At 61.8% G+C, this 21,298-nt stretch carries 25 protein-coding genes and 2 pseudogenes; 14 read left to right on the top strand and 13 right to left on the bottom strand.

Annotation, left to right across the window (positions count from 1 at the left end; translation table 11 throughout):
• Nucleotides 1–114, bottom strand: a pseudogene (locus tag C2U70_RS33415) (adenylate/guanylate cyclase domain-containing protein); the annotation flags it as partial.
• Between the two features lie 164 nt (nucleotides 115–278).
• Here C2U70_RS33415 and C2U70_RS07245 point away from each other — a divergent pair.
• A complete protein-coding gene (locus C2U70_RS07245) occupies nucleotides 279–479 on the top strand; it encodes a hypothetical protein (protein WP_140977323.1) in 201 nt (66 codons plus the stop codon).
• 12 nt (nucleotides 480–491) lie between these two features.
• Here the strand turns inward: C2U70_RS07245 and C2U70_RS07240 are convergent, their stop codons facing one another.
• The 7 genes from C2U70_RS07240 to C2U70_RS07210 all read right to left on the bottom strand — a co-directional run bounded on the left by C2U70_RS07240 (nucleotide 492) and on the right by C2U70_RS07210 (nucleotide 7,380).
• Nucleotides 492–959, bottom strand: coding sequence for a YbaK/EbsC family protein (locus C2U70_RS07240; RefSeq protein ID WP_140977322.1), 468 nt, complete (start codon nucleotides 957–959; stop codon nucleotides 492–494).
• Nucleotides 956–1,696, bottom strand: a complete 741-nt coding sequence (locus tag C2U70_RS07235; RefSeq protein ID WP_140977321.1) for a haloacid dehalogenase type II — start codon at nucleotides 1,694–1,696, stop codon at nucleotides 956–958. The genes C2U70_RS07240 and C2U70_RS07235 overlap by 4 nt, the downstream gene beginning before the upstream one ends.
• Before the next feature lie 371 nt (nucleotides 1,697–2,067).
• Complete coding sequence (locus tag C2U70_RS07230; RefSeq protein ID WP_140977320.1) at nucleotides 2,068–2,820, bottom strand: alpha/beta hydrolase; 753 nt, start codon at nucleotides 2,818–2,820, stop codon at nucleotides 2,068–2,070.
• A 23-nt stretch (nucleotides 2,821–2,843) separates the two neighbouring features.
• Nucleotides 2,844–3,800 (bottom strand): ABC transporter permease, encoded by a 957-nt coding sequence (locus C2U70_RS07225; RefSeq protein ID WP_246666685.1) that lies wholly within the window; start codon nucleotides 3,798–3,800, stop codon nucleotides 2,844–2,846.
• Between the two features lie 5 nt (nucleotides 3,801–3,805).
• On the bottom strand, nucleotides 3,806–4,735 hold the full coding sequence (locus C2U70_RS07220; RefSeq protein WP_140977318.1) for an ABC transporter permease: 930 nt from the start codon (nucleotides 4,733–4,735) through the stop codon (nucleotides 3,806–3,808).
• Nucleotides 4,735–6,273: a sugar ABC transporter ATP-binding protein gene (locus tag C2U70_RS07215; protein WP_140977317.1), complete on the bottom strand. Its 1,539-nt coding sequence runs from the start codon at nucleotides 6,271–6,273 to the stop codon at nucleotides 4,735–4,737. Before C2U70_RS07215 ends, C2U70_RS07220 begins: the two co-directional genes overlap by 1 nt.
• 27 nt (nucleotides 6,274–6,300) lie before the next feature.
• A complete protein-coding gene (locus C2U70_RS07210) occupies nucleotides 6,301–7,380 on the bottom strand; it encodes an ABC transporter substrate-binding protein (protein ID WP_186294108.1) in 1,080 nt (359 codons plus the stop codon).
• 377 nt (nucleotides 7,381–7,757) lie between these two features.
• On the opposite strand from C2U70_RS07210, the gene C2U70_RS07205 reads away from it, so the two are divergent.
• Together C2U70_RS07205 and C2U70_RS33410 are read left to right on the top strand one after the other, a co-directional pair.
• Complete coding sequence (locus tag C2U70_RS07205) at nucleotides 7,758–8,411, top strand: TetR/AcrR family transcriptional regulator (RefSeq protein ID WP_140977315.1); 654 nt, start codon at nucleotides 7,758–7,760, stop codon at nucleotides 8,409–8,411.
• A 423-nt stretch (nucleotides 8,412–8,834) separates the two neighbouring features.
• Nucleotides 8,835–8,978 (top strand): annotated as a pseudogene (locus C2U70_RS33410) (SDR family oxidoreductase); the annotation flags it as partial.
• A gap of 69 nt (nucleotides 8,979–9,047) precedes the next feature.
• On the opposite strand, the gene C2U70_RS07195 reads toward C2U70_RS33410, so the two are convergent.
• Complete coding sequence (locus C2U70_RS07195) at nucleotides 9,048–9,932, bottom strand: amidohydrolase family protein (RefSeq protein ID WP_140977313.1); 885 nt, start codon at nucleotides 9,930–9,932, stop codon at nucleotides 9,048–9,050.
• Nucleotides 9,933–10,066: 134 nt separating this feature from the next.
• Between C2U70_RS07195 and C2U70_RS07190 the strand changes: the two genes are divergently transcribed.
• From C2U70_RS07190 to C2U70_RS07170, 5 genes are all read left to right on the top strand, one after another.
• Nucleotides 10,067–10,543, top strand: a complete 477-nt coding sequence (locus C2U70_RS07190) for a MaoC family dehydratase (RefSeq protein WP_140977312.1) — start codon at nucleotides 10,067–10,069, stop codon at nucleotides 10,541–10,543.
• Nucleotides 10,544–10,554: 11 nt separating this feature from the next.
• Entirely contained in the window at nucleotides 10,555–10,989 is a 435-nt protein-coding gene (locus C2U70_RS07185; protein WP_140977311.1) for a MaoC family dehydratase, read from the top strand.
• 212 nt (nucleotides 10,990–11,201) lie between these two features.
• On the top strand, nucleotides 11,202–11,327 hold the full coding sequence (gene ykgO / locus C2U70_RS07180) for a type B 50S ribosomal protein L36 (RefSeq protein ID WP_006611362.1): 126 nt from the start codon (nucleotides 11,202–11,204) through the stop codon (nucleotides 11,325–11,327).
• 106 nt (nucleotides 11,328–11,433) lie between these two features.
• A complete protein-coding gene (locus C2U70_RS07175; protein WP_140977310.1) occupies nucleotides 11,434–12,072 on the top strand; it encodes a tetratricopeptide repeat protein in 639 nt (212 codons plus the stop codon).
• Between the two features lie 137 nt (nucleotides 12,073–12,209).
• Nucleotides 12,210–12,476: a hypothetical protein gene (locus C2U70_RS07170; RefSeq protein WP_140977309.1), complete on the top strand. Its 267-nt coding sequence runs from the start codon at nucleotides 12,210–12,212 to the stop codon at nucleotides 12,474–12,476.
• Here C2U70_RS07170 and C2U70_RS07165 read toward each other — a convergent pair whose 3' ends face one another.
• Nucleotides 12,477–12,659, bottom strand: a complete 183-nt coding sequence (locus C2U70_RS07165; protein ID WP_140977308.1) for a hypothetical protein — start codon at nucleotides 12,657–12,659, stop codon at nucleotides 12,477–12,479.
• A 318-nt stretch (nucleotides 12,660–12,977) separates the two neighbouring features.
• Between C2U70_RS07165 and C2U70_RS07160 the strand changes: the two genes are divergently transcribed.
• Nucleotides 12,978–13,934, top strand: a complete 957-nt coding sequence (locus C2U70_RS07160) for an alpha/beta fold hydrolase (protein WP_186294107.1) — start codon at nucleotides 12,978–12,980, stop codon at nucleotides 13,932–13,934.
• A 21-nt stretch (nucleotides 13,935–13,955) separates the two neighbouring features.
• On the opposite strand, the gene cycA is transcribed toward C2U70_RS07160, so the two are convergent.
• Nucleotides 13,956–14,351: a cytochrome c-550 CycA gene (cycA, locus tag C2U70_RS07155; protein ID WP_140977306.1), complete on the bottom strand. Its 396-nt coding sequence runs from the start codon at nucleotides 14,349–14,351 to the stop codon at nucleotides 13,956–13,958.
• A gap of 242 nt (nucleotides 14,352–14,593) precedes the next feature.
• Here cycA and C2U70_RS07150 point away from each other — a divergent pair, with 242 nt between their 5' ends.
• Nucleotides 14,594–16,087, top strand: coding sequence for an FAD-linked oxidase C-terminal domain-containing protein (locus C2U70_RS07150; protein WP_140977305.1), 1,494 nt, complete (start codon nucleotides 14,594–14,596; stop codon nucleotides 16,085–16,087).
• A 175-nt stretch (nucleotides 16,088–16,262) separates the two neighbouring features.
• Here C2U70_RS07150 and C2U70_RS07145 read toward each other — a convergent pair whose 3' ends face one another.
• Nucleotides 16,263–16,601, bottom strand: coding sequence for a putative quinol monooxygenase (locus tag C2U70_RS07145; protein WP_140977304.1), 339 nt, complete (start codon nucleotides 16,599–16,601; stop codon nucleotides 16,263–16,265).
• 202 nt (nucleotides 16,602–16,803) lie between these two features.
• Between C2U70_RS07145 and C2U70_RS07140 the strand changes: the two genes are divergently transcribed.
• From C2U70_RS07140 to C2U70_RS07130, 3 genes are all read left to right on the top strand, one after another.
• Nucleotides 16,804–18,048, top strand: coding sequence for an FAD-binding protein (locus tag C2U70_RS07140; RefSeq protein WP_140977303.1), 1,245 nt, complete (start codon nucleotides 16,804–16,806; stop codon nucleotides 18,046–18,048).
• Nucleotides 18,045–19,370, top strand: a complete 1,326-nt coding sequence (gene glcF, locus C2U70_RS07135) for a glycolate oxidase subunit GlcF (RefSeq protein WP_140977302.1) — start codon at nucleotides 18,045–18,047, stop codon at nucleotides 19,368–19,370. Before C2U70_RS07140 ends, glcF begins: the two co-directional genes overlap by 4 nt.
• Nucleotides 19,371–19,448: 78 nt before the next feature.
• On the top strand, nucleotides 19,449–19,796 hold the full coding sequence (locus tag C2U70_RS07130; RefSeq protein WP_140977301.1) for a histone: 348 nt from the start codon (nucleotides 19,449–19,451) through the stop codon (nucleotides 19,794–19,796).
• Nucleotides 19,797–20,065: 269 nt separating this feature from the next.
• On the opposite strand, the gene C2U70_RS32875 is transcribed toward C2U70_RS07130, so the two are convergent.
• Nucleotides 20,066–20,266 (bottom strand): hypothetical protein, encoded by a 201-nt coding sequence (locus tag C2U70_RS32875; protein WP_186294109.1) that lies wholly within the window; start codon nucleotides 20,264–20,266, stop codon nucleotides 20,066–20,068.
• Here C2U70_RS32875 and C2U70_RS07125 point away from each other — a divergent pair.
• Complete coding sequence (locus C2U70_RS07125; RefSeq protein WP_140977300.1) at nucleotides 20,181–21,191, top strand: TorF family putative porin; 1,011 nt, start codon at nucleotides 20,181–20,183, stop codon at nucleotides 21,189–21,191. The genes C2U70_RS32875 and C2U70_RS07125 overlap by 86 nt on opposite strands.
• The last annotated feature ends 107 nt before the right edge of the window (nucleotides 21,192–21,298 follow it).

Raw genomic sequence — 21,298 nt, 5'->3', positions numbered from 1 at the left:
GCGGCGCAGCGTCTCCAGCGTTCCCGCTTCGTCCGCTTCCATGAGGCGCGAATAGCCGTACGCGTCAGCGCACAGGACCGTGGTCAGCCGTCGTTTCACCTTGGTGTCGGTCATCGGGCGCATGGTAGCCTTCCTTACGCATAGGCAGCAAGCATCGCGGCGGCTCCTTGCCCCAAAACCGTCATAACCGTGCAACGATTTGCCATCAGCCAGGTTGATTGCGGTTGGACGTTTGCGGATCGGAGGGAGCTGTCATGTCAATGGCCAGGATTCCTGCAGTGCTTTTCGTGATCGGTTCGATCTGGCTCGGTACGCCCTTGATGGCGGCACCTGTCACGCCTCTCTCCGCAGCCGCCAAGCCGGCGGTGCAGGAGGCTGAACTGGGTCAACAGGCGCGTTTCGGCTGGTGGCATCGCGGTTGGGGCCATCCGCATAGCGCACGCTATCGCTGTCGCCCCTATTGTGGTTGGGGCGGCTAGATTTTCGTCCGCCTAAGGCCTGTGCTCGCAGACGTCGACCCATTCGGCCGCGACCAGCTCGGCCATCCGCTCCGGCGCAATGCGCACCGCGCTGTGGGTTGAGCCGGCCGCCGGCACGACCACGTCGAACGCCTTCAGCGAGACGTCGCAATAGATCGGCAGCGGCGCTTTCAGCCCGAACGGGCAGACGCCGCCGACCTCGTGCCCGGTGATCTCGGCGACCTCTTCCAGCCCGAGCATTTTTGGCTTGCCGCCGAACGCCGCCTTCACCTTCTTGTTGTCCATCCGCGACGTGCCGGCGGCAACGATCAGGATGACGCGCTCGCCGATCCGCAACGACAGCGTCTTGGCGATGCGGCCCGGCTCGACGCCATAGGCTTCGGCGGCAAGCTGCACCGTGGCCGAGCTGATCGGCGATTCGATCACGGATATGTCGGGGGCTTTTTCGGCGAAGAAGGCGCGAACGGATTCCAGACTCATGAGCGGGCGACAATTCCTGGCAGTTCGGAGAGCGAGCGAACGCGGTGATCCGGCGCAAACCCGAGCTCGTCCATCTGGGTCCGGATCGCCTTGAACATGGTCAGCGGTGCCACGACTTCGTTCTCGACGCAAGCCAGCGCCATCGCCTCCGGGCTCACCCGCTCAATCCAGGCGACGTTGAGCCCGAAGGCTTTTGCGCCCGCGACGTCCCAGGGGTTGGAGGAGACGAACAGCACCTCGTCCGGCGCGGTGCCGAGCACGTCGCGGATCAACGCATAGGCCTGCGGGCTCGGTTTGAAAATCTTGTTCGCATCGACGCTGATCGTGGCGTCGAGCAGCGGCGCAAGTCCGGAGTTGCGCACCAGGGCATCGAGCATGTCCGGGCTGCCGTTGGACAGGATGGCGAGCTTCCTTGGCTTTAAGGCGGTGAGCGCGCTCGTTGCATCCGGATAGAGATCGAGATGCAGATACTTCTCGATCACGCGCTCGAAGGTCGCCGTGTCATAGTCGAGGCCGAGGATGCGTAGCGTATAGGCGAGCGAGTCGCGCGTGACAGTGGCAAAATCCTGGTAACGCTGCATCAGCGAGCGCAACCAGGTGTATTCGAGCTGCTTGATCCGCCAGACCTGCGTGATGATCTCGCCGTAGCCCGGAAACGCATCCTCGGTGATCTCGGCCACCGACTGGATGTCGTAGAGCGTTCCGTAGGCGTCGAAAACGACGGCTTTGATGCCCATTTGCTCTCCTTCCGGACCGGTGTGGCCGCGAGCACTCCGATCGGGGAGCGCACATGATCGTCAGCTTACCGAAGGTGGCGGAAGTCTGCCACTGCAGGCGTGATCGGGGTCTTATGACCCTCAGCAGAACTAACGTGTCTGCAGGATGTCCGCCTTTGTGCCAAGAGAGTGTCAGTCAATCCCCGTTGATGTGTAAGCTGATTCTCATTCCGAAGGGTGCGAACCAACGGTTTTGGCTACGGGTTCTTGGACCAAGGCCGGCGACCTGACCAAGTAGTGGAAAGGCTGCCGCACGGTCGGGGCCTTGTGTCTTCGCTCATCCAGCGACTGTTGACGGCTCATGTTGAGCGTTAGCGCTCGTCCAGGGTCAGCTATCCGCCGATTTCCTCAATGAATCGCCCGGCGCGCTGGACGATAAGATCCTTGTCATTGTCGAGAGTTGCAACATGATAGGAGTCATTGAGCCACAGCAACCTGACGTCGTCGGACCCAACGCTCTCGAGAATTCGTTGTCCATTTCGCGGTGGCACAACATGGTCTTCTCGGGAGTGCATCGCCAGCACCGGGCAAGTTACCTTGGAAAGAATTGCCGAAGTCGCAGCGACCAAGACAAACACCTCGCGTGCGCAGCTGACGGGCAGCTCCGAATAGGCGAGCTCGGACACCATCGGATCCTTTATATCCGAACCTATCCCCGGGACCCGCGCTGGAGCCGACTTGTTCAGGACCAACTCCGCGAGCGGCGGTTCGAAAATGCCGACTGGGCTGTTTATGGGAATAATGCCGTGAACGATCGTGGAAAAGCGTGCAGCCAGGTTGAGCGCCAGCGTCCCGCCCATGGATAGGCCTGCGACGAAAACAGGCCTGCCGCCTGCGGCTAGTCCATGGAGTGCCTCTTCGCACGAAGAGACCCAATCGTGAAAGCCGGTCGTTGCCATGTCATCGGGTGTCGTGCCGTGTCCAGCCAGGCGGGGACCACGGACCGTAAACCCATAGCGCCGGTGCAACTCCTGCCCAAAATAGCGCATACTCTGCGTGGTGCCCGTGAAACCATGCAAGACGAGCACGGCAATATCATTGCCATTGAAAAAGAACGGCTCGGCTTCCTGCATCACGTGCGGCATGCGTCTCTCCATCTTCACCAGCTTCAGTCGGGACTTCTTCGTGTGGCGGCAAGGGCAATGATCGCTCCCTGCAACATCAATTTCCCCGGCTCGCCAACGCCAAGGCTCGTAAGCAGATTGAAGCTGAACGTGAGCATGAAAGCGGCAACGGCAGGCCCGAGCGAACCTCCCTTGCCCGAGCCAAAGGTGACGCCACCGAGAATGACTGCAACGAGCGAAGTCAAGGGCAGGTCACGACCGATATCCAGGCTGCCGGCCCCAACAAAGCCGACGAGCACGAATCCGCTGAAAACCGCGAGAATGCTCGACAGAATGTGCGCAATCGTCACGATACGAACATAGGGAATGCCTGATATCAACGCCGCCCGTGGGTTAGCGCCGATTGCGTCCACATAGCGCCCAAAAACCGACATGCGGAGGAATAGCGCGACGGGAAGGAATATCGCGAGCCAGAAAAGCGGAGAGATCGGTACAATGCCTATTCTCGTCTGCCCGATGTAGCGAAGGATGGCTGGAGCTTCCCCGGGCGCGCGTAGCTGGCTGAGCGAAAAGACGACACCACTTAAAATCAGGGCGGTCGCCAGAGTCACGATGACGGATGATGCTTTGATGCGCGTGATGAAGAATGCATTTACAGCGCCGACGGCTGCTCCGAAGAGTACGCAGATGAGTAGCAGGAGCGGTTCGGGTAACCTCAGGATGCCGCTGGTGAGGATGTAGCTGACAGCGAGAATGACGCCGCCGATCGAAAGATCGAGTGAAAGAACCCTCATGCAAAGCGATTGACCAAGGACGGCGATGGCCAACGGCGCCGCCTGGCGGACGATGAGCAAGAGCAGCACTGGAGAAACGAGAGCCGGCCTGGCCACATAGGCAAACGCCAACAACACGGCTGTTCCGGCGTAGGCAATCGGAACGCTCAGGAGCAAGCGCGCCATGCTTCGGGGATGAACCGCCCGGGGAAGTGAATTGGTGGTCATATCGCTCACACGCCGATCACAGTTCGGCGCTGCATGCTGATTGCGACAAGCAGCAATAATCCCGTTGCGGCGGTGCGCAGGAATGGAGAAATCCCGACCAGATTCATTCCGTTCGTCAACAGACCTAACGTTATGGTGCCGAGGACCACACCTGCAACGCTGCCGGTACCCCCCGCCAATTGAACTCCTCCCATCGCTATCGCGGTGATCGAATCCAGAGCGAATGGGGCTCCGACTGTAGCATCGCCCGATGAGACTCGGGCGCTGATGAAGATGCCAGCGATCGTCGCGGCCACAGAGCAGATCACGTAGCAGCTGACGCTGTACCATCTGACCGCGATTCCGTTGCGGGCCGCGCTCGCCTGATTGGCGCCGATCGCAAACAGGCGCAATCCGAAGCGCGTCATCGACAATAGGAACGATGCGATCGTCACCGCGGCAACACACCAGAAAAACGCGGCCGGAACACCTGCGGCCGAGGTCCATGCAAGGCCGGCGAGATAGTCAGGGACCGTTCCGCCGGGTACGGGATGTATCAGAAGCGCGAGTCCCTGCAGGAAGGTCATCGACGCCATCGTCATGATGAGCGGATGTACGCCAGCGACAGTTACCCCTATTCCATTGACCAGGCCGATCGCGATGCCGGCAAGCAAGGCGGCCGGGAGCGCGAAATCCGGACTTACCGATACAATGATCGTTGTCGTCAGACTGAGAACTGCCCCCACGGAAAGGTCGATCCCTCCGATCAAGGCTACGACGAGCTGCCCTAGTGAGACGATCAATAGCGCGGCTATCTGGCCATTGATGTTGCTCAGATTCTGCACACTCAGGAAAGCTGGCGACAGGATCGAAAGCACCACGAAAAGCAATGCCGGAAGCGCGATCGTGGCAAGCCGGAGTCCGCTTCGATTGGACTTCATGATTGAAACGGGCATCACAGCTCTTTCCTTGCATCGGCTGTCGATCCGGCCAACGCGTAGCGCATGATCTCCTCCTCGCTCGTCCCGACTCCATCAAGCTCGGCCGTGATTTCGCCGTCGCGAACGACGAGGATCCGGTCGCATAGGCCTAGAATCTCCGTCAGTTCACTCGAAACAATGAGGACCGCGCCACCTGAATTGGCGAATTCGCGCAGGAGTGCGTAGATTTCAGATTTGGCGCCGACGTCCACGCCCCGCGTCGGCTCCTCGACCAGAAGGACGTCTACTCCGGATGCGAGCCATCGCCCCAACATCACCTTCTGCTGATTACCGCCAGACAGAGACGAAACGAGTTGGCCTTGGTCATTGGCGCGAACTCTCATCCGCAACAAAAGATCATCGATTCCTGATTTCCTCACATGAGCGCGACGCCACATCGCGAGCTGCCGCAGCATGCCGAGCGCGACATTCTGCTCTATGGAAAGTGATAGGTAGAGCCCTTCCGACTTTCGGTCCTCCGGGATGAACCCGATACCCGAGCGAGCGACGGCGACGATTGACAGATCAACGTTTTGCAGTGCGTCGCCGGGACCGCGTTTTTTGACGCGCCCGCCGACGTGAGGTCCCACGCCGGCAACCGCCCTGATGATCTCACGCTGCCCCTGACCCTGCAGCCCCGCAAACCCGACAATCTCGCCACGGTTGATCCGAAACGAGACGGCGTGTTCCGGTTCTGAAGTTACAAGTTCTGAGACTTCCAAAGCACAGCCGAGGTAACTTGGGTGCGGATTGCGGGGAGGAAACAGCTGCCCAAGAGGGCGACCAACCATGAGCGATATCAGCTCGTCCTGCGTCAGTTCGTGTGTCTCAAATGTCCCAACGAGTCTGCCGTCCTTCAAGACGCTAACGGCCTCACTGAATCGGAATATCTCCTCAAGCCTGTGGCTGATATAGAAAATCAGTTTGCCTGCCGTCTTTAGCGAGTGGATGAGCTCCCCAAGCGTGTCGACCTCTGGTCCGTTCAATGCCGCGGTTGGTTCATCGAGAATGAATATGTCGGCATCTGCCATCAATCCCTTCGCGATCTCGATGAGCTGCTGCTCCGCGACCGAAAGCGCTTGGCAGTACGCGTTCACGTCCACGCGACATTTGACCAGCTCAAGGGCCTGCTCGGCGCGGCGGCGCATGAGGGACCGATCGATAATTCCCGTTCGATGCGGCTCCCGACCGAGAAACAGGTTTTCGGCGACCGTCAGGTTGGGAAGGATGGTCAGCTCCTGGAATATCGTGGATACGCCCGCGTTTTGCGCTTGGGCTGGGCTTTCGAGCCTGAGGGCTTGCCCGCGAACGCTGATCTCGCCCGAGTCAGGTTGATGAACACCCGCGAGCAGATTCATGAGGGTTGATTTTCCGGCACCGTTCTCGCCGGTGATCGCGTGCACCGATCCCGCAGACCCTTGCAAAGAAAGGTCAACAAGAGCCTGGGTCGACCCGAAGCTCTTGTTGATGGAGCGGAACGCGACGAGCGCGTTCGCGGGAGAAGAGAGCGCCATTGGCGTATCCATCGCCCTCGCGTGCTTTTACTTCTTGAACATTTTTTCGATTTCAGCCGCGGGCAGCTCGGACGGCATCCAGAAGGCATCATTCAGATCCGGCCGATAGTATCTATCGAGGTTTGCGTTCGTAATTGGTGCGGGATCCGAGAAGTAGTGGTCATACAGGGACTTGCCCTGTAAAATCGCGACAGTCGCGCGCAATGCAGCAGGACCGAGCTCCGGCGTGAACACCGCGGCCACGCTGTCCAACTTCGACTCCTTCCAAGCGCGCAAGAAACCGTTGTTGCCTTCGCCGGTCATCGGCACAAGGGGCCTGCCGGCCTCCTTGAAGACGTCGATGCAACCGCGGGTCATTTCGGCGCCGGAGAACCAGATGCCATCCACCGGTTTGCCCGAGAGCACGAGATTTTCGCAAAGCCCCTTGGCCTTGGCATAGTTCCAGTCGGCAAAGACTTCCGCGCCTATGGTGATCTCCGAACCTGCAATCGCTTTCTTGAATCCTTCATAGCGATCGGTCTCCTCCTGAACGCCGGCGACCCCACGGAAGGCCCAGACCGTTCCCTTGCCGCCAAGCTTGTCCCTGAGCCATTTCCCACCAACCTCGCCGAACGGGCCGCCACCGCCCATCACCTCGACGGTGCTGGGGAGAGCGCCCTTGCTCCATCCCAGGTTGATCACCGGAATGCCCGCCGCCAGGGCTGCATCGACCTGCTTCTTCAGGAGAGGCATCGCGATGGGCGCAATGATGATCGCGTCCACTTTGCGCGAGATCATGTCCTCCATATTCGCGACCTGCTTTGTCGGATCCCAATTGGCCTCCGTAAAGATGAACTCCTTGATCTCCGGAGTCCGTGCCGCCTCAGATTTGGTTTCTGCCGCCATCTGAATGATCCACGTGTTTCCAACTCCGGGAAACACCATTCCGATCGTCCAAGGCGGCGCTTTTTTGTACTTGTCCGGCGGGGTCTTCTTGTCGGTTGTCGGCGCGAGTAATTCCGGGGGTAACAACTGGACGTCGTCTCCGGCAATGGCCGGGGCGATCGAGAACGCCGCGACAACCGCGATCAGGGAAACTCCGAAAAAACCCTTTACTGCTTTCTTCATGCCCTCTCCTCCCGTCATGTGTTGGATCTTGCCGATCCAATCACTTGACCAAATCGTACGATTGGATCAATCTTGAGTCAATCGGCATTCATGTGCAGTTCAAGCCGTGCGGCTTGAAGGTCAGCGGTCGGCGTTTTCTTCAGGCTCGATGCGTCGAGCTTGCAGCCAGGCTTGAGGACGACGCTCTCGGGTTAGGTGGAATGGACTATCGGTCTTGTTGTCGTCCATCGCAGGACTGGCGATGCCCGCGGTCTCAGTGTCCATCGAGACAATCGGTCACGCACCGGCGGACGTGCAGATCATGGACCAAGGGAGCGGAATATCGCCGCGGATAGAAACAACTTGATTTGTTGGCATTGCAAAGCAACATAAACGTCATGAATCAGCGAGTGATACAGAAGAGTTTCGCGCGTCCAAATAGCGACGGCCGCCGCGAGCAGATCATTGATGCAGCACTCAAGGTGATGATCAGCGACGGCGTCTACCACGCCACGACACGCAAGATCGCCGAAGCAGCTGGCGTCAACGTCGCAACTCTTCACTATCACTTCCATGACAAGGAGGAGATCCTCTTCAAGGTGATGGAGGTTCTCGTCGCCAACTATCGCGCCACCCTCGCGAAAAAATTTGCAGCACCGCAGAAACTCCACGACCGCATCGCAGATCTTCTGCGGTTCATCTGGAGCGAGATCAAGAAGGCTCCGGGCGAGCAGTTCGCGCTGCAGGAAATGACGCTCTACGTGCTTCGACATCCGCATGCGGAGCACATGGCGCGGGAGAAGGACCACGAGTTCATGTTGCTCTACGCCGACTGGCTGCGTGCAGCGACGGATGTTCGGCCCGAGGACGAGCCCCGGATCATGGAGCTCGCCAACTTCATCTACACGAGCTTCGTTGGCATGCTCAACCAGTGGCTGGCGGTGCGGGACGCCGACTTGTTCGTGCAAGCGATGGAGAACTTGATCCGAGCTAGCCAAGAATGGGCCGCGAGGAGTCTTCCGAAACGATCTCCCAAACGAAGTCAAGCCTAAGGATCCGGTCCACGATCCGGGAGCCAGCTTCGCTCTGTGCGCGTCCGTAGCTCGGCAGGGCACGGGCAGCACTTGGCCGCCGTCCTTAGAGCGGCACCGACATGCATGACGGCTGCACATCTTGCGTCGACTGTGCAGAGACAGCGAGTGAGCGCCTCGTCAATCCCCTACCGATCACTGACCCGCTCGCCACGAGTACCGAACGCGCAGACAATGTCGATGAAAAGTCCCCCGAAATCTGGCGTCTGTGGTCAGCCGTGGTCGCGCAGTTCGGGTGACGCCACCTTTCTCCTCCTCTTGTGGGAGAGGGGAAGAGAGATCACTCCCCCTCGACCTCTGCGAGGTCTGCTTCTGGCCCAAGCCAGACTCAGGGCGAATTCCCAACCCGTTGCAATCAGGGGCGGAGCAGAGCTGGACGAAGAGGACGCGCTCGGAAGCTCGACGCAGATCGGGCGCGTCGGCGATCTGGCGGAGACGGGCGCTGTGGCTGCGTTCCTGGCGTCCGCGGACAGGAGCTTCATGACCGGCGGCGAAAGTCTCGTCGACGGAGGTCTCGCGCAGATCTGAGGCCTTGAGCCGAAAAGCAAGAGGGCTTCGATCACCGCGATCGAAGCCCTCAATGCACGATTGCGATGCTTAAATCCCCAGAATCTTGCGCGCGTTGGCCTTCAGCACCTTCGGCCGGATCTCCTCGCGGATATCGATCTTGGCGAAATCCGAGAGCCAGCGGTCCGGCGTGATCACCGGCCAGTCCGAGCCGAACAGCATCTTGTCCTGCAGGATTGAGTTGATGTAGCGCACCAGGATCGGCGGGAAATATTTCGGCGACCATCCGGACAGGTCGATGTAGACGTTCGGCTTGTGGGTCGCGACCGACAGCGCCTCTTCCTGCCAGGGGAAGGAGGGATGCGCCAGAATGATTTTCAGGTCGGGGAAATCGGCCGCGACGTCGTCCATGTACATCGGGTTGGAATATTTCAGCCGCATGCCCATGCCGCCCGGCATGCCCGAGCCGACGCCGGTCTGGCCGGTGTGGAACAGCGCGATCGCGCCGCCATTGTTGATCTCTTCATAGAGCGGATAGGCCATGCGGTCGTTGGCATAGAAGCCCTGCATGGTCGGGTGGAATTTGAAGCCGCGCACGCCGTATTCCTCGATCAGCTTGCGCGCCTCGCGCACGCCGAGCTTGCCCTTGTGCGGGTCGATCGAGACGAAGGGAATGAGGACGTCGAGATGGTCGGAGGCGATCTCCAGCATCTCTTCGTTCTTGTAGCGGCGGAAGCCGGTCTCGCGCTCGGCATCGACGGGGAAGATCACGGCCGCGATGTTCTTGGAGCGGTAGTAGGCCGCGGTCTCCGGCACGGTCGGCGGGTGCTTGTTGGGCGACTTGAAGTATTCCGCCATCTGCGCCTGGAAGTCGTCATAGCCGTCGTCCGGATGGCAGCCGCAGGGCTCCTCGGCATGGGTGTGGATGTCGATCGCGACGACTTTGTCGATGTCAGGCAGTTTGAGCTTCGGCATCTGGATCCTCCCGGGCGCTTCTGCCGAATTGATTATATCATATAACGAATTTGGCAAGCCGGCATTGCTGCATTGGTGGGTGGCCATCCCTGCGCTAATGATTGGGCTAACAATAAGTGGCAGGGGAGGCCAAAATGGCAGGGGCGCAAGCCTTCGAGACCGATTTCTGGAAGGACGCCGGTGCGCGAAAAGTCTGGGATGAGATCGTTCCCGGCGAGCCGCGCAAGACCATCCCCTATACGCTGACGCGTGAGGCGATCGAACTTTATTGCAGGTCGGTGGGCGAGACCCACCCGCTTTATTTCGACGAGGCCTATGCCAAGACGACCCGCTATGGCGGGCTGATCGCGCCGCCCTCGATCCACATCATGCTGATGTTTGCCTGCACGCCCGCGGACGACTGGATGCGCTCGCCGGGCACCGTCAACGCGGGACAGTCCTGGAGCTACAACGTCCCGGCGCGGCCCGGCGACGTCATCCGGCTTGAGGCGCGCGCGCTCGACAAGTTCATCAAGCGCGAGCGGCTGTTCGTGGTGCACGACAACGTCTTCTTCAACCAGCACGGCGACGTCATCTGCTCCGGCCGCGGCTGGACCATCCGGCCGGCATGAGGGAGGGCGCCATGACCGTCACATTCGAAAGCCTCACCGCCGGCGACACGATCGAGGGACCGAGCTTTGCGGTGTCGCGCGACTCCATCCGCCTGTTCTGCGATGCCTCGCTCGACTACAACCCGCTGCATCTCGACGACGATTACATGACGGGAAACTTCGGGAAAACGCAGTTTGGCGGCGTGATTATGCACGGAATGAACAATTTTGGCCTGATCTCGCGCATGATCACCGACTGGGCCTATCCGGCTGGCGCCATCCACCGCCGGCTCGAGACCCGCTGGGTCAAGCCGGTCCGGCCCGGCGACACCATCCGGCCCTCGGGGATCATCAAAAACAAGCAGTTAACCGCCCGCTCCCGCTGGGTCCTGATCGACGTGGTTGTGCGCAACCAGGACGACGAGCGGGTGGCGACCGGGGAAGCCATGGTCGAATTTCCGGCCTGAAGACGGCCCGGTTCCCTACTGTGCATGGGGTTGTTTTCAACGATTTTTCCGGGCACGGGGCCGGTCGCATTGACATCCGCGCCCCCCATGGCTTAAGAACCGCCCCGTCCCGGGCGGTCTGTCCGCCGGCGGGTAAAATCTCATTTTGCCACATTCGCGCGTGCCGAAACGGTAGTGCCGAACACGGCCTTTCGAACGTTCAGGATTCTGCCATGAAGGTCCGTAACTCGCTGAAATCGCTGCGCGGTCGCCATCGCGCCAACCGCCTGGTCCGCCGCAAGGGCCGGGTCTATGTGATCAACAAGGTGCAGCGCCGCTTCAAGGCTCGCCAGGGCTGAGCTGCTCCGGCTGAGGCCTCGCGCCCGCCCGCAAGACCACGGTCTCACACGACTTTGACGCCGTCTTTGCTATGCAAAGGCGGCTTTCAGCGTTTAGACTTTCACCATGACAGTGAGATTCTTCGCGCGCTCCCTTCGCCTGGCCGTCGTTCTGGCCTCGATCGCCGCCGTCGCCCCTGCGCTTGCGCAGGAGGGTCCCAAGGGGCCGCCGGTCAGGCAGAAGAAGCTGCCGGAGGCGCCGGCGAAGCTGCCGAAGGTCGACCGCAGCAAGAACCTCGATTTCCTGTTCGGCGCGCTGAAGGCCGCCCCTGATGATGCCAGCGCAAAACATGTCGAGGCCCGGATCTGGGCGATCTGGATTCAGACCCCGAGCGATACCGCCGCACTGCTGATGCAGCGGGCGAAAGCGGCGGTTGATGCCCAAAAGGTCGACGTCGCGATCAAGCTGCTCGATTCCGTCATCAAGCTGCGGCCCGACTACGTCGAAGCCTGGAACCGCCGCGCGACGCTGTTCTACATGCAGAACGATTACGGCCGGTCGCTCGCCGACATCCGTGAGGTGCTGATCCGCGAGCCCCGTCATTTCGGCGCGCTCGCCGGCCTCGGCATGATCATGCAGGAGATCGGCGACGAGAAGCGCGCGCTCGATGCCTATCGCAAGGCGCTCGCCATCAATCCGCATCTCGACAAGATCCCCGACCAGGTCAAGTCGCTGACCGAGAAGGTCGAGGGGCGCGACATCTAACCCTTAATTCATTCATAGCGTTCTTGAGCGATCGCGGCGTCCAGCCATTAACCACGAGCCGATCGGTCACAGCGGCGGGGGATATCTTTCCCGCATGCGCAGGCTTACCTCATGGCCTCTACGGCAGGAGCGAAGCCATGAAACGCTTGATAGCTGCAGGCATCGTGCTGATGGCCACCGCGACGGTCGGCCTGGCCGATGGCATGTTCTGGGTGGTCGGCAATCGCGCCACCGGCAGATGCGAGATCGTGACCAGCAACCCGGTCATCTATGGCGATATCTGGTTCGGCGACGGTCCTTATCGATCGCGAGCCGATGCCAAGCTTGCCCGCTCGACGATCCGTGCCTGTCCGCCGGTGCCCCCCGACGAAGAGAAAGACGGCGAGAGCAGCGCCAACCAGTAACTAATGCAGCACGCTGTTGCCGCGCTCGACCATGCTGTGGTCGGCAGCCGCGGCATAGGCCTTGGCGAGCTCGCTCTCCAGATGCTCGTTGATCAGCAGCAGCGCCCGCACGGCTCCGCGCAGATCGCCATTGCAGCTCGCGACGATCTCGTCGATCGCGCTGTCGTTCGACCTGAAACTCATCGAAAGTACCTCCGGTTCAAACCAGTCGAGTCTTGCCGGTCATTCCCGCTGTCCCGCGTGAGAGGATCGGCGCCCATCCGCTTGCTAGATGGCGGAACCGACCATGGCGATTATAAGGACGCGGCGATGACGACCGCATGAAGCAATTGACATTCAAACGGTCGGAGTGTGGAACGATATTGATTTCATTGCACTTTTCTCCCGGCCCTGTGCCCCCGCTATCCACAGGGTGCCCTTTCCCTGGAACCGCTCGCTGGCGAAACTGCCATCGGTTAGAACCGTAGCTGTCGTGTGCCCAGATCTTTCCGGACCATCTTCATGATCGTGATGTCAGTCGTGGCGGCGCTGGCTGTGCTGGCGCTGATCACGCAGGCCGGCGCCTTTGCCATCGCGCGCGCTTATCCGCCGCAAGGCGAGATCATTGAGGTTGCCGGCGCAACGCTGCACATCGTCGATCTCGGTCCGCGCGACGCTGATACGCCGATCGTGATGCTGCATGGTGCAAGCTCCAATCTCGAAGCGATGCGCCGTCCGCTCGGCGATCTCCTGGCGAAAAGCCATCGCGTCATCCTGATCGATCGTCCCGGCCATGGCTGGAGCACGCGGACTCGGGTCGAGGATTCCACGCCCGATTTGCAGGCGCGCATGATCGATGCGGCGCTCGGCAAGCTCGGCGTCGATCGCGCCGTCTTCGTGGTGCATTCCTGGAGCGGGGCGCTCGGTGCACGGATGGCGCTGGATCATCCGCGCCGCGTCGCGGGCCTCGTGATGCTGGCGCCTGTGACCCATCCCTGGCGCGGCGGTGTCGGCCGCTACAACAAGATTATCGCAACGCCGGTGATCGGCCCGCTGCTCGCCTACACCGTCACGCTGCCGCTCGGCTATTTTCTGCTGGAGCCCGGCGCGCGCAGCGTGTTCCTGCCGCAGGCGATGCCGGACGGATTTGTGGAGGGTTCAGCGACGCCGCTCTTGCTGCGCCCGCGCGAGTTCATCGCCAACGCCCATGATCTGGTGACGCTGAAGGCGGCCGTCGCCGCGCAGGTGGCGCGCTATGATGAGATCAAAGTGCCGACGGTGATCATCGCCGGCGAGCCCGACAAGACGGTGTCGACCAACATCCACGCAAGGCCGTTTGCCGAGACGGTTGCCAATACAAAGCTGATCGTGCTGCCCGAGCTCGGCCACATGGTGCAGAACGCGGTGCCTGACCTCGTGAAGGCCGAGATCGAGGCTCTCGTCGCGGAGATCGTTCCCCTGACGGCGGCCGCCGACTAGCGGCCGCGCTGTCTCGAGGTCTTACTGCTTGACCTTGCCGTCCTTGTCGTACTGGGCAATGAAGGTCCAGAGATTGTTGATCTCGGTCTCGTTCTTGATGCCGGCGAACGCCATCTTTGTGCCGGGAATCTTGGCCTTCGGATCCTTGATGTATTCCTTGAACGTCGCCTCGTCCCAGGTGATGCCGGAATTCTTGTTCGCATCCGAATAATTATAGTCCGGCGCGCTGCCCGATTTGCGCCCGTTGAGGCCGTTCAGTTCGGGGCCGACCTTGTTCTTGGCACCTTCGCCGATGGCGTGGCAGGCCAGGCACTTGTTGAACGACGTCTTGCCGGCTGCGGCGTCCTGCGCCATCGCATTCGAAGCTGCGGCGGTCATGGTAAGGGCAACCAGCGCGCCAAAAGTCAGTTTTGTCATAAGGATGCTCTTCGTCTCTTCCCGGGTCAGATTGAGGGTCGTGGTTTTGGCAGGTCCATTGCGGGTGGACAAGCCGCAAAACCCTGACAGGTTTCATCATGTCAGACTTGCCCCAGAGAGAACTTGCGCTGCAACAAATCAATGGGACCTTCGGATGATCCTGCCCAGAGGCTTGCTTAAAGCCTTGCGGACATGATTGATTTGTCGTCACAAACCGCGCTGGCAAGGAAAGTTCTGGAACGATGGCCATCATGATGCCCGCAAGCGATTCCGCGGTCCTGGCGCGCCGGTCCGAGATCGTCGCTGCCTTGCGCGCGATCGTCCCGGGCGAGGGCGTGATCGACAGCGCCGCCGAGATGCGGGTCTATGAATCCGACGGGCTCACGGCCTATCGCCAGCCGCCCATGGTCGTGGTGCTGCCCGACACCACCGAGCAGGTGTCGCAGGTCCTGAAATATTGTGCCGCCGAGGGCATCAAGGTGGTGCCGCGCGGTTCCGGCACCTCGCTGTCCGGCGGCGCGCTGCCGCTCGAGGACGGCGTGTTGCTCGGCCTCGGCAAGTTCAAGCGCATCCGCGAGATCGATTTCGACAACCGTGTCGTCGTCACCGAACCCGGCGTCACCAATCTTGCGATCAGCCAGGCGGTCGCCCATGCCGGCTTCTACTACGCGCCCGATCCGTCCTCGCAGATCGCCTGCTCGATCGGCGGCAATGTCGCCGAAAATTCCGGCGGCGTGCATTGCCTGAAATACGGCATGACCACTAACAACGTGCTCGGCTGCGAGATCGTGCTGATGAGCGGCGAGATCCTGCGCATCGGCGGCAAGGGGTGCGAGAACGCCGGCTACGATTTGATGGGCGTCATCACGGGCTCGGAAGGCCTGCTCGGCGTCATCACCGAAATCACGGTACGCATCCTGCAGAAGCCGGAGACGGCGCGCGCGCTGATGGTCGGCTTCGCCGAAGTGGAGGCGGCCGGCGAATGCGTCGCCCGCATCATCGGCGCCGGCATCATCCCCGGCGGCATGGAGATGATGGACAAGCCCGCGATCCACGCCGCGGAAGCTTTTGTTCATGCCGGCTATCCGCTCGATGTGGAAGCGCTGTTGATCATTGAGCTCGACGGTCCCGGCATCGAGGTCGACGAACTGATCACCCGCGTCGAGACCATCGCGAAAGGCTGCGGCTCGGTGACGCTGCAGATCTCCAATTCGGAAGCCGAGCGCAATCTGTTCTGGGCGGGCCGCAAGGCCGCTTTCCCCGCGGTCGGCCGCATCTCGCCCGATTATCTCTGCATGGACGGCACCATCCCGCGCGGCGCGCTGCCCAAGGCGCTGGCGCGCATCCGCGCGCTCTCGGAAAAATATCAGCTCGGCTGTGCCAACGTGTTCCATGCCGGCGACGGCAATCTGCATCCCCTGATCCTCTACGATGCCAACAAGCCCGGTGAGATCGAGCGCGCCGAAGCCTTTGGCGCCGACATTTTGCGCGCCTGCGTCGAGTTCGGTGGCGTGCTCACCGGCGAGCACGGCGTCGGCATCGAGAAGCGCGATCTGATGCCGGAGATGTTTTCGGAAGTAGATCTCAACCAGCAGCAGCGGCTGAAATGCGCCTTCGACGCCCAGGGCCTGCTCAATCCCGGAAAGGTGTTTCCGACGCTGCACCGCTGCGCCGAGCTCGGCCGCATGCATGTGCATGCGGGCAAGCTGGCGTTTCCGGATATTCCGAGGTTTTGAGCTTGCGCTGAAACACCCTCTCCCCTTGTGGGAGAGGGTGGCTTCGCGAATCGAAGCCGAGTGAGGGGTCTCTCTCCGCGAGCGAATCTCTCTCAGTGAAGTTCGCGGAGACAACCCCTCATCCGGCGCTTCGCGCCACCTTCTCCCACAAGGGGAGAAGGGAAGAGTCTTTCTTTCACATCAGCGCATATTGCGCTCGCTCGCGCTTGGCGAGCAGCGGCAGCGCCTGACCTGCGATGTAGGTCTTGAAATGCGCGCTCTCCTGATGCGCCCTAAAGGCGGCCTCGTCGCGGAACAGCTCGTAGAACAGGAATTGGGCCGGATTGTCGTTGGCGCGGCTGATCAGGAACAATTTTGCACCGGGCTCGCTCTGCGCCTGCGAAAGGAAGTCGCGCAGGATCTTTGCGACGTTGTCGGCCTGTCCCTCCTTGGCTTCCCACTGCGCCACGACCAGAAGGCCGCCGCCTGTGGTCGCTTCGCCGATGGTACGCTGGTTCATTGCCTGCTGGTTCATGATTGAACTCCTTCTCGTATCAGGAACAGTTCGATCAAAGACGACATTTGGACGGAGATGATTCGATCATGATCGAAGGGAGGATGTCGCGCCGACCGTGTTGGCGGGGTGCAGCCACGGTTGCCCTCTGCGCTGCATCGAGGGATCGTCTCTGACGCGCGTCGAATTGATTTCCGACGCAAATTTCGCTACCGCCTTTCCCGTGGATACGCTCAGGGTCAGAGACGCCAAAGACGTCGAAGAGGTGGTGCGCGCGGCGATTGCCAACGAGCAGCCGCTCGAGATCATCGGCCATGGATCAAAGCGGCAAATCGGCCATGCGATGGCGACCAATGCCGTGCTCGACGTTTCCGCGCTCAACGCCGTCAGCTCCTACGAGCCGAACGAGCTGATCATCACGGTTGAGGCCGGCGCGCCGCTTGCCGACGTGATGTCGCTGATCGATTCCAAGAACCAGCAATTCGCCTTCGAGCCGATGAACACGGCGCCTTTGCTCGGGGCGTCCGGCCTCGGCACCATCGGCGGCATGATTGCGGTCGGGCTCGCCGGGCCGCGGCGCATCCGGGCGGGTGGGGCACGCGACCATCTGCTCGGCGCTCACGCCGTGTCCGGGTTCGGCGACAGCTTCAAGACCGGCGGCAAGGTGGTGAAGAACGTCACCGGCTACGATCTCTGCAAATTGCTGGCGGGGTCCTGGGGAACGCTGTCGGTCATGACCGAGGTGACGCTGAAGGTGATGCCGAAACCCGAGGGCGAGCGGACACTGCTCTTGCGCGGGCTCGACGATGCCGCCGCCAACAAGGCGATGACCGCGGCGCTCGGCTCGCCGTTCGACGTTTCCGGTGCCGCCCATCTGCCGAAATCGGCGTTCCGCGCCAAAACCGAGGGGCTGGGTGCGATCGCCTCGCAGGGCGAGGCGCTGACCGTGCTGCGGCTCGAGGGCATCACCGCCTCAGCGGTCCACCGCGCCGCCTCGCTGCGCGAATTGCTCACCCCGTTCGGAACCGCAGGGGTGGTCGAGGACGACGCCTCGGCCACGCTCTGGGCCGCGATCCGCGACGTGCTGCCGTTCGCTGCCAACGGTGCGCTCGGCGCCTGGCCGGTCTGGCGGATCGTGTGTCCGCCGGCATCAGGTGCGGCACTCGGCCAGCATCTGGCGCGGGAGACCGGCGGCGATGTGCTCTACGACTGGGGCGGCGGGTTGATCTGGGCGGCGCTGCCGCCGAACGCCGATGCGCATGCGGCAGTGGTCCGCCGACGCGCGGACGCCGTCGGCGGCCACGCCATGCTGGTCCGTGCCAGCGACGATTTGCGGCGCGGCGTCGCGGTGTTCCACCCGCAACCGGCGGGCATCGCGGCCCTGAACGAGCGGGTGCGGGCGAGCTTCGATCCGAAGACCGTCTTCAACCGGGGGCGCTTGATGCAGGACGCGGCGGGGGCGGCATGAAGACCGAATTCTCGCTGGCACAGCTCGCCGACCCCGATATCGCCGAAGCCGACAAGATCCTGCGCGCCTGCGTGCATTGCGGCTTCTGCACTGCCACCTGTCCGACCTATGTCCTGCTCGGCGACGAACTCGACAGCCCGCGCGGCCGCATCTACCTGATCAAGGAGATGCTGGAGAAGGACCAGGCGCCGACGGCCGAGGTGGTCAAGCATGTCGACCGCTGCCTGTCGTGCCTGGCCTGCATGACGACCTGCCCCTCCGGGGTGAACTACATGCACCTCGTCGACCAGGCCCGGGTCAGAATCGAGGAGCGCTACCAGCGGCCGCTGACGGAGCGGCTGTTACGCGCCGTGCTCGCCTTTGTGTTGCCCGATCCGGCACGCTTCCGCGCCAGCATGTGGCTGGCGCGGCTGGCCAGGCCGTTTGCCGCCCTGCTGCCGTCGCCGGCGCCATCGGCCACGCCTGGCCTGACGTCGCGGCTCAAGGCGATGCTCGCGCTTGCACCCGGGCGCCTGCCGCCGCCGGGGCCAGCCGCCGGCAGCGTCTTTGCGCCGCTCGGCAAGAAGCGCGGCCGGGTCGCGCTACTGCAGGGCTGCGCCCAGCAGGTGCTGGCGCCGCGCATCAACCAGGCGGCCATCAACCTGCTGACCCGCCACGGCATCGAGGTCGTGCTGGTCAAGGACGAGCAATGTTGCGGCGCGCTGACCCATCACCTCGGCAATGATGGCGATGCGCTGGCGCGGGCCCGCATCAATGTCGCGGCGTGGCGCACGGAAGGCGCCAGGGACGGCCTCGACGCCATTCTGGTGACGACGTCCGGCTGCGGCACCGTGGTCAAGGACTACGGCTATCTCCTGCGAGAGGACCCTGACTTTGCGGCGGACGCAGCGCACGTCTCGCAGCTCGCAAAGGACATCACCGAATACATTGCGGGTCTGTCGCTGCAGACGCCGACGCGACGCGACAACTGGCAAGACGATCTCGTCGTCGCGTATCACTCGGCTTGTTCGCTGCAGCATGGCCAGAAAATCCGAGAGCTTCCGAAAGAATTGCTTTCCAAGAATGGATTCGTGGTGAAAGATGTCCCGGAGAGCCATTTGTGTTGCGGTTCGGCGGGGACTTACAACATTCTCCAGCCCGACCTTGCGGGCAGGTTGCGTGATCGCAAGGTCGCCAACATCGCGAGCGTCAAGCCGGACATGATTGCTGCGGGCAATATCGGCTGCATGATGCAGATTGCCGGCGGCACGTCAGTTCCGGTCGTGCACACGATTGAGCTTCTCGATTGGGCGACGGGCGGTTCGCGGCCGACAATCAGCTAGACGGCTGGCGCCGCGCCCGGAAGTGGACGACTGAAGACGCCCGATCGACCCTAGTTCGGCGGCAACAGGAGGATCACGATGGCGAAAGCGAAGAAGAAGAAAAGCAAGAAGGCCAAAAAGGCCGTAGCGGCGAAGAAGACCGCCAAGAAGGCAGCGAAGAAAACCAAGAAGGCAGCGAAGAAAGCGGCCAAGAAGTCTGCAAAGAAATCCGCGAAGAAATCAGCCAAGAAGGCCGCGCCGAAGAAGGTCGCCAAGAAGGCTGCGAAAGCGGCTCCCAAGAAAGCCGCTCCGAAGAAGCGTGCAGCGAAGAAGGCCGCGCCGGCTCCCAAGCCCGCAGCCCCGACGCCAGCTCCCGAGCCCGCACCGGAGGCGAGCTGGGCGACCCCGACTGCCGATACGCCCGCGCCGGCCGAAGGGCAGGGCTAGCCGCCGTTCCACATCAATCCTGGGATCTGCCAGCAGGAAGGCCGCAGCGGCAACGCTGCGGCCTTTTTGCATCGTCGGACGCCGCGGGAACGCTGCCCCCCGATTCGAGGTGGCCTTCTATCCACACCCCGGGCCCGTCCCGTAGCTTCACGGGGATTAAGTGGAACTTTGGCATGCGAATTATGTGGTTGAGATGCAACACCCTGCGACAACCTTTGTTGGAATCGCCAGAACGCCCAAAAAGTCGGCAGTTGCCCGTGTTTTTTGCTTCACTGCGTGACCTCAGCGGACCAGATTGGATTGGTAAGAAATTCGCAGTCAGGTCGCATGCCCCGGGGGGCGCCGGGATCGGGCTGGCCTTTAAACTCGGTGATGGGGATCGCAATGAAAAAGTTGGCTTTGTTAGCAACGGCGCTGGCAATTGTTTCGGGTTCGGCTCTGGCGGCAGACATGCCGGTGAAGGCCGTCAAGGCGCCGCCGCCGCCGGCTTTCGATCCCTGGGATATCGCCTTCGGCGGCGGTATCATGAGCGATTACATCTTCCGCGGTATCACCCAGTCGAACCACAAGCCGTCGGTCACGGCCTATTTCGAGCCGCGCTACAACGTCACCAAGGACCTCCAGCTCTATATCGGCACGTCGGCTGAGAGCATCTCGTTCCCGAACCGCGCCGCGGCCGAGGTCGACATCTACGGCGGTATCCGCCCGACCTTCGGCGCCTTCGCCTTCGACATCGGCGTCTGGGGTTACCTGTATCCGGGCGGCACCTGCTACTACGGCGCTCCCGGCATCGACTTCGCCGGCAACTTCCAGGGCGCCGAGTGCGCCGAGAAGGCCCTGCTCAACACCAACGTGATCAAGAAGAACCTCAACTTCTTCGAAGTTTACGGCAAGGGCGTCTACACCGTGAACGACAACTGGGCGTTCGGGTTCAACGAATACTACACCCCGAGCTACCTGAACTCCGGCGCCTGGGGCAACTACGCCTCGATCACCGGCAAGTACACCGCGCCCGGCACCCTGTTCGGTTCGAGCGGCGTCGGCATGTTCATCTCGGGTGAGTTCGGCCGTCAGTGGCTCGGAACCTCCGACAGCTTCTACGGCACCGCCGCGTTCCCGAACGGCATCAAGTACGCCGACTACAACACCTGGAACCTCGGCGTCGCCTTCACCTGGAAGGTGTTCACGCTCGACCTGCGCTACTACGACACCGATCTCTCGAAGGGCAACTGCAACGCCTTCACCAGCGACTTTGCAGCACGTGGCAACATCACCGCCGCGACCGGTACCTTCGTGACCCCGATCAATCCGACGGGTGTCGGCTCGAACTGGTGTAGCGCCGCCGGCGTCGCCAAGCTCTCGTTCGACCTGACGGCGATGACCAACCTGAAGTAAGGTTTCTCCCCGAGACGACTGAAAAGGGCGGCAGATGGTTCTGCCGCCCTTTTTCTATGGGGTATGATTGCTCCGCTAAGGTCGTCAGGCCCGGGCTTGTCCCGCCT

The sequence above is a fragment of the Bradyrhizobium guangdongense genome (assembly GCF_006483445.1).
In the GTDB taxonomy this organism is placed as follows: Bacteria; Pseudomonadota; Alphaproteobacteria; order Rhizobiales; family Xanthobacteraceae; genus Bradyrhizobium; species Bradyrhizobium guangdongense_A.
This window is presented reverse-complemented; position numbering and strand designations above follow the sequence as displayed.

What these genes read in the sequence shown, in the direction of transcription:
- C2U70_RS07185 (WP_140977311.1), top strand. Translation starts at nt 10,555, where the DNA reads ATGACCGTCACATTCGAAAGCCTCACCGCCGGCGACACGATCGAGGGA.
- C2U70_RS07240 (WP_140977322.1), bottom strand. Translation starts at nt 959, where the DNA reads ATGAGTCTGGAATCCGTTCGCGCCTTCTTCGCCGAAAAAGCCCCCGAC.
- C2U70_RS07130 (WP_140977301.1), top strand. Translation starts at nt 19,449, where the DNA reads ATGGCGAAAGCGAAGAAGAAGAAAAGCAAGAAGGCCAAAAAGGCCGTA.
- C2U70_RS07175 (WP_140977310.1), top strand. Translation starts at nt 11,434, where the DNA reads ATGACAGTGAGATTCTTCGCGCGCTCCCTTCGCCTGGCCGTCGTTCTG.
- C2U70_RS07205 (WP_140977315.1), top strand. Translation starts at nt 7,758, where the DNA reads ATGAATCAGCGAGTGATACAGAAGAGTTTCGCGCGTCCAAATAGCGAC.
- ykgO (WP_006611362.1), top strand. Translation starts at nt 11,202, where the DNA reads ATGAAGGTCCGTAACTCGCTGAAATCGCTGCGCGGTCGCCATCGCGCC.
- C2U70_RS07225 (WP_246666685.1), bottom strand. Translation starts at nt 3,800, where the DNA reads ATGACCACCAATTCACTTCCCCGGGCGGTTCATCCCCGAAGCATGGCG.
- C2U70_RS07145 (WP_140977304.1), bottom strand. Translation starts at nt 16,601, where the DNA reads ATGAACCAGCAGGCAATGAACCAGCGTACCATCGGCGAAGCGACCACA.
- C2U70_RS07230 (WP_140977320.1), bottom strand. Translation starts at nt 2,820, where the DNA reads ATGCCGCACGTGATGCAGGAAGCCGAGCCGTTCTTTTTCAATGGCAAT.
- C2U70_RS07235 (WP_140977321.1), bottom strand. Translation starts at nt 1,696, where the DNA reads ATGGGCATCAAAGCCGTCGTTTTCGACGCCTACGGAACGCTCTACGAC.
- C2U70_RS07150 (WP_140977305.1), top strand. Translation starts at nt 14,594, where the DNA reads ATGGCCATCATGATGCCCGCAAGCGATTCCGCGGTCCTGGCGCGCCGG.
- C2U70_RS07210 (WP_186294108.1), bottom strand. Translation starts at nt 7,380, where the DNA reads ATGAAGAAAGCAGTAAAGGGTTTTTTCGGAGTTTCCCTGATCGCGGTT.
- C2U70_RS07160 (WP_186294107.1), top strand. Translation starts at nt 12,978, where the DNA reads ATGATCGTGATGTCAGTCGTGGCGGCGCTGGCTGTGCTGGCGCTGATC.
- glcF (WP_140977302.1), top strand. Translation starts at nt 18,045, where the DNA reads ATGAAGACCGAATTCTCGCTGGCACAGCTCGCCGACCCCGATATCGCC.
- C2U70_RS07195 (WP_140977313.1), bottom strand. Translation starts at nt 9,932, where the DNA reads ATGCCGAAGCTCAAACTGCCTGACATCGACAAAGTCGTCGCGATCGAC.
- C2U70_RS07190 (WP_140977312.1), top strand. Translation starts at nt 10,067, where the DNA reads ATGGCAGGGGCGCAAGCCTTCGAGACCGATTTCTGGAAGGACGCCGGT.
- cycA (WP_140977306.1), bottom strand. Translation starts at nt 14,351, where the DNA reads ATGACAAAACTGACTTTTGGCGCGCTGGTTGCCCTTACCATGACCGCC.
- C2U70_RS07170 (WP_140977309.1), top strand. Translation starts at nt 12,210, where the DNA reads ATGAAACGCTTGATAGCTGCAGGCATCGTGCTGATGGCCACCGCGACG.
- C2U70_RS07165 (WP_140977308.1), bottom strand. Translation starts at nt 12,659, where the DNA reads ATGAGTTTCAGGTCGAACGACAGCGCGATCGACGAGATCGTCGCGAGC.
- C2U70_RS07125 (WP_140977300.1), top strand. Translation starts at nt 20,181, where the DNA reads ATGAAAAAGTTGGCTTTGTTAGCAACGGCGCTGGCAATTGTTTCGGGT.
- C2U70_RS07220 (WP_140977318.1), bottom strand. Translation starts at nt 4,735, where the DNA reads ATGCCCGTTTCAATCATGAAGTCCAATCGAAGCGGACTCCGGCTTGCC.
- C2U70_RS07215 (WP_140977317.1), bottom strand. Translation starts at nt 6,273, where the DNA reads ATGGCGCTCTCTTCTCCCGCGAACGCGCTCGTCGCGTTCCGCTCCATC.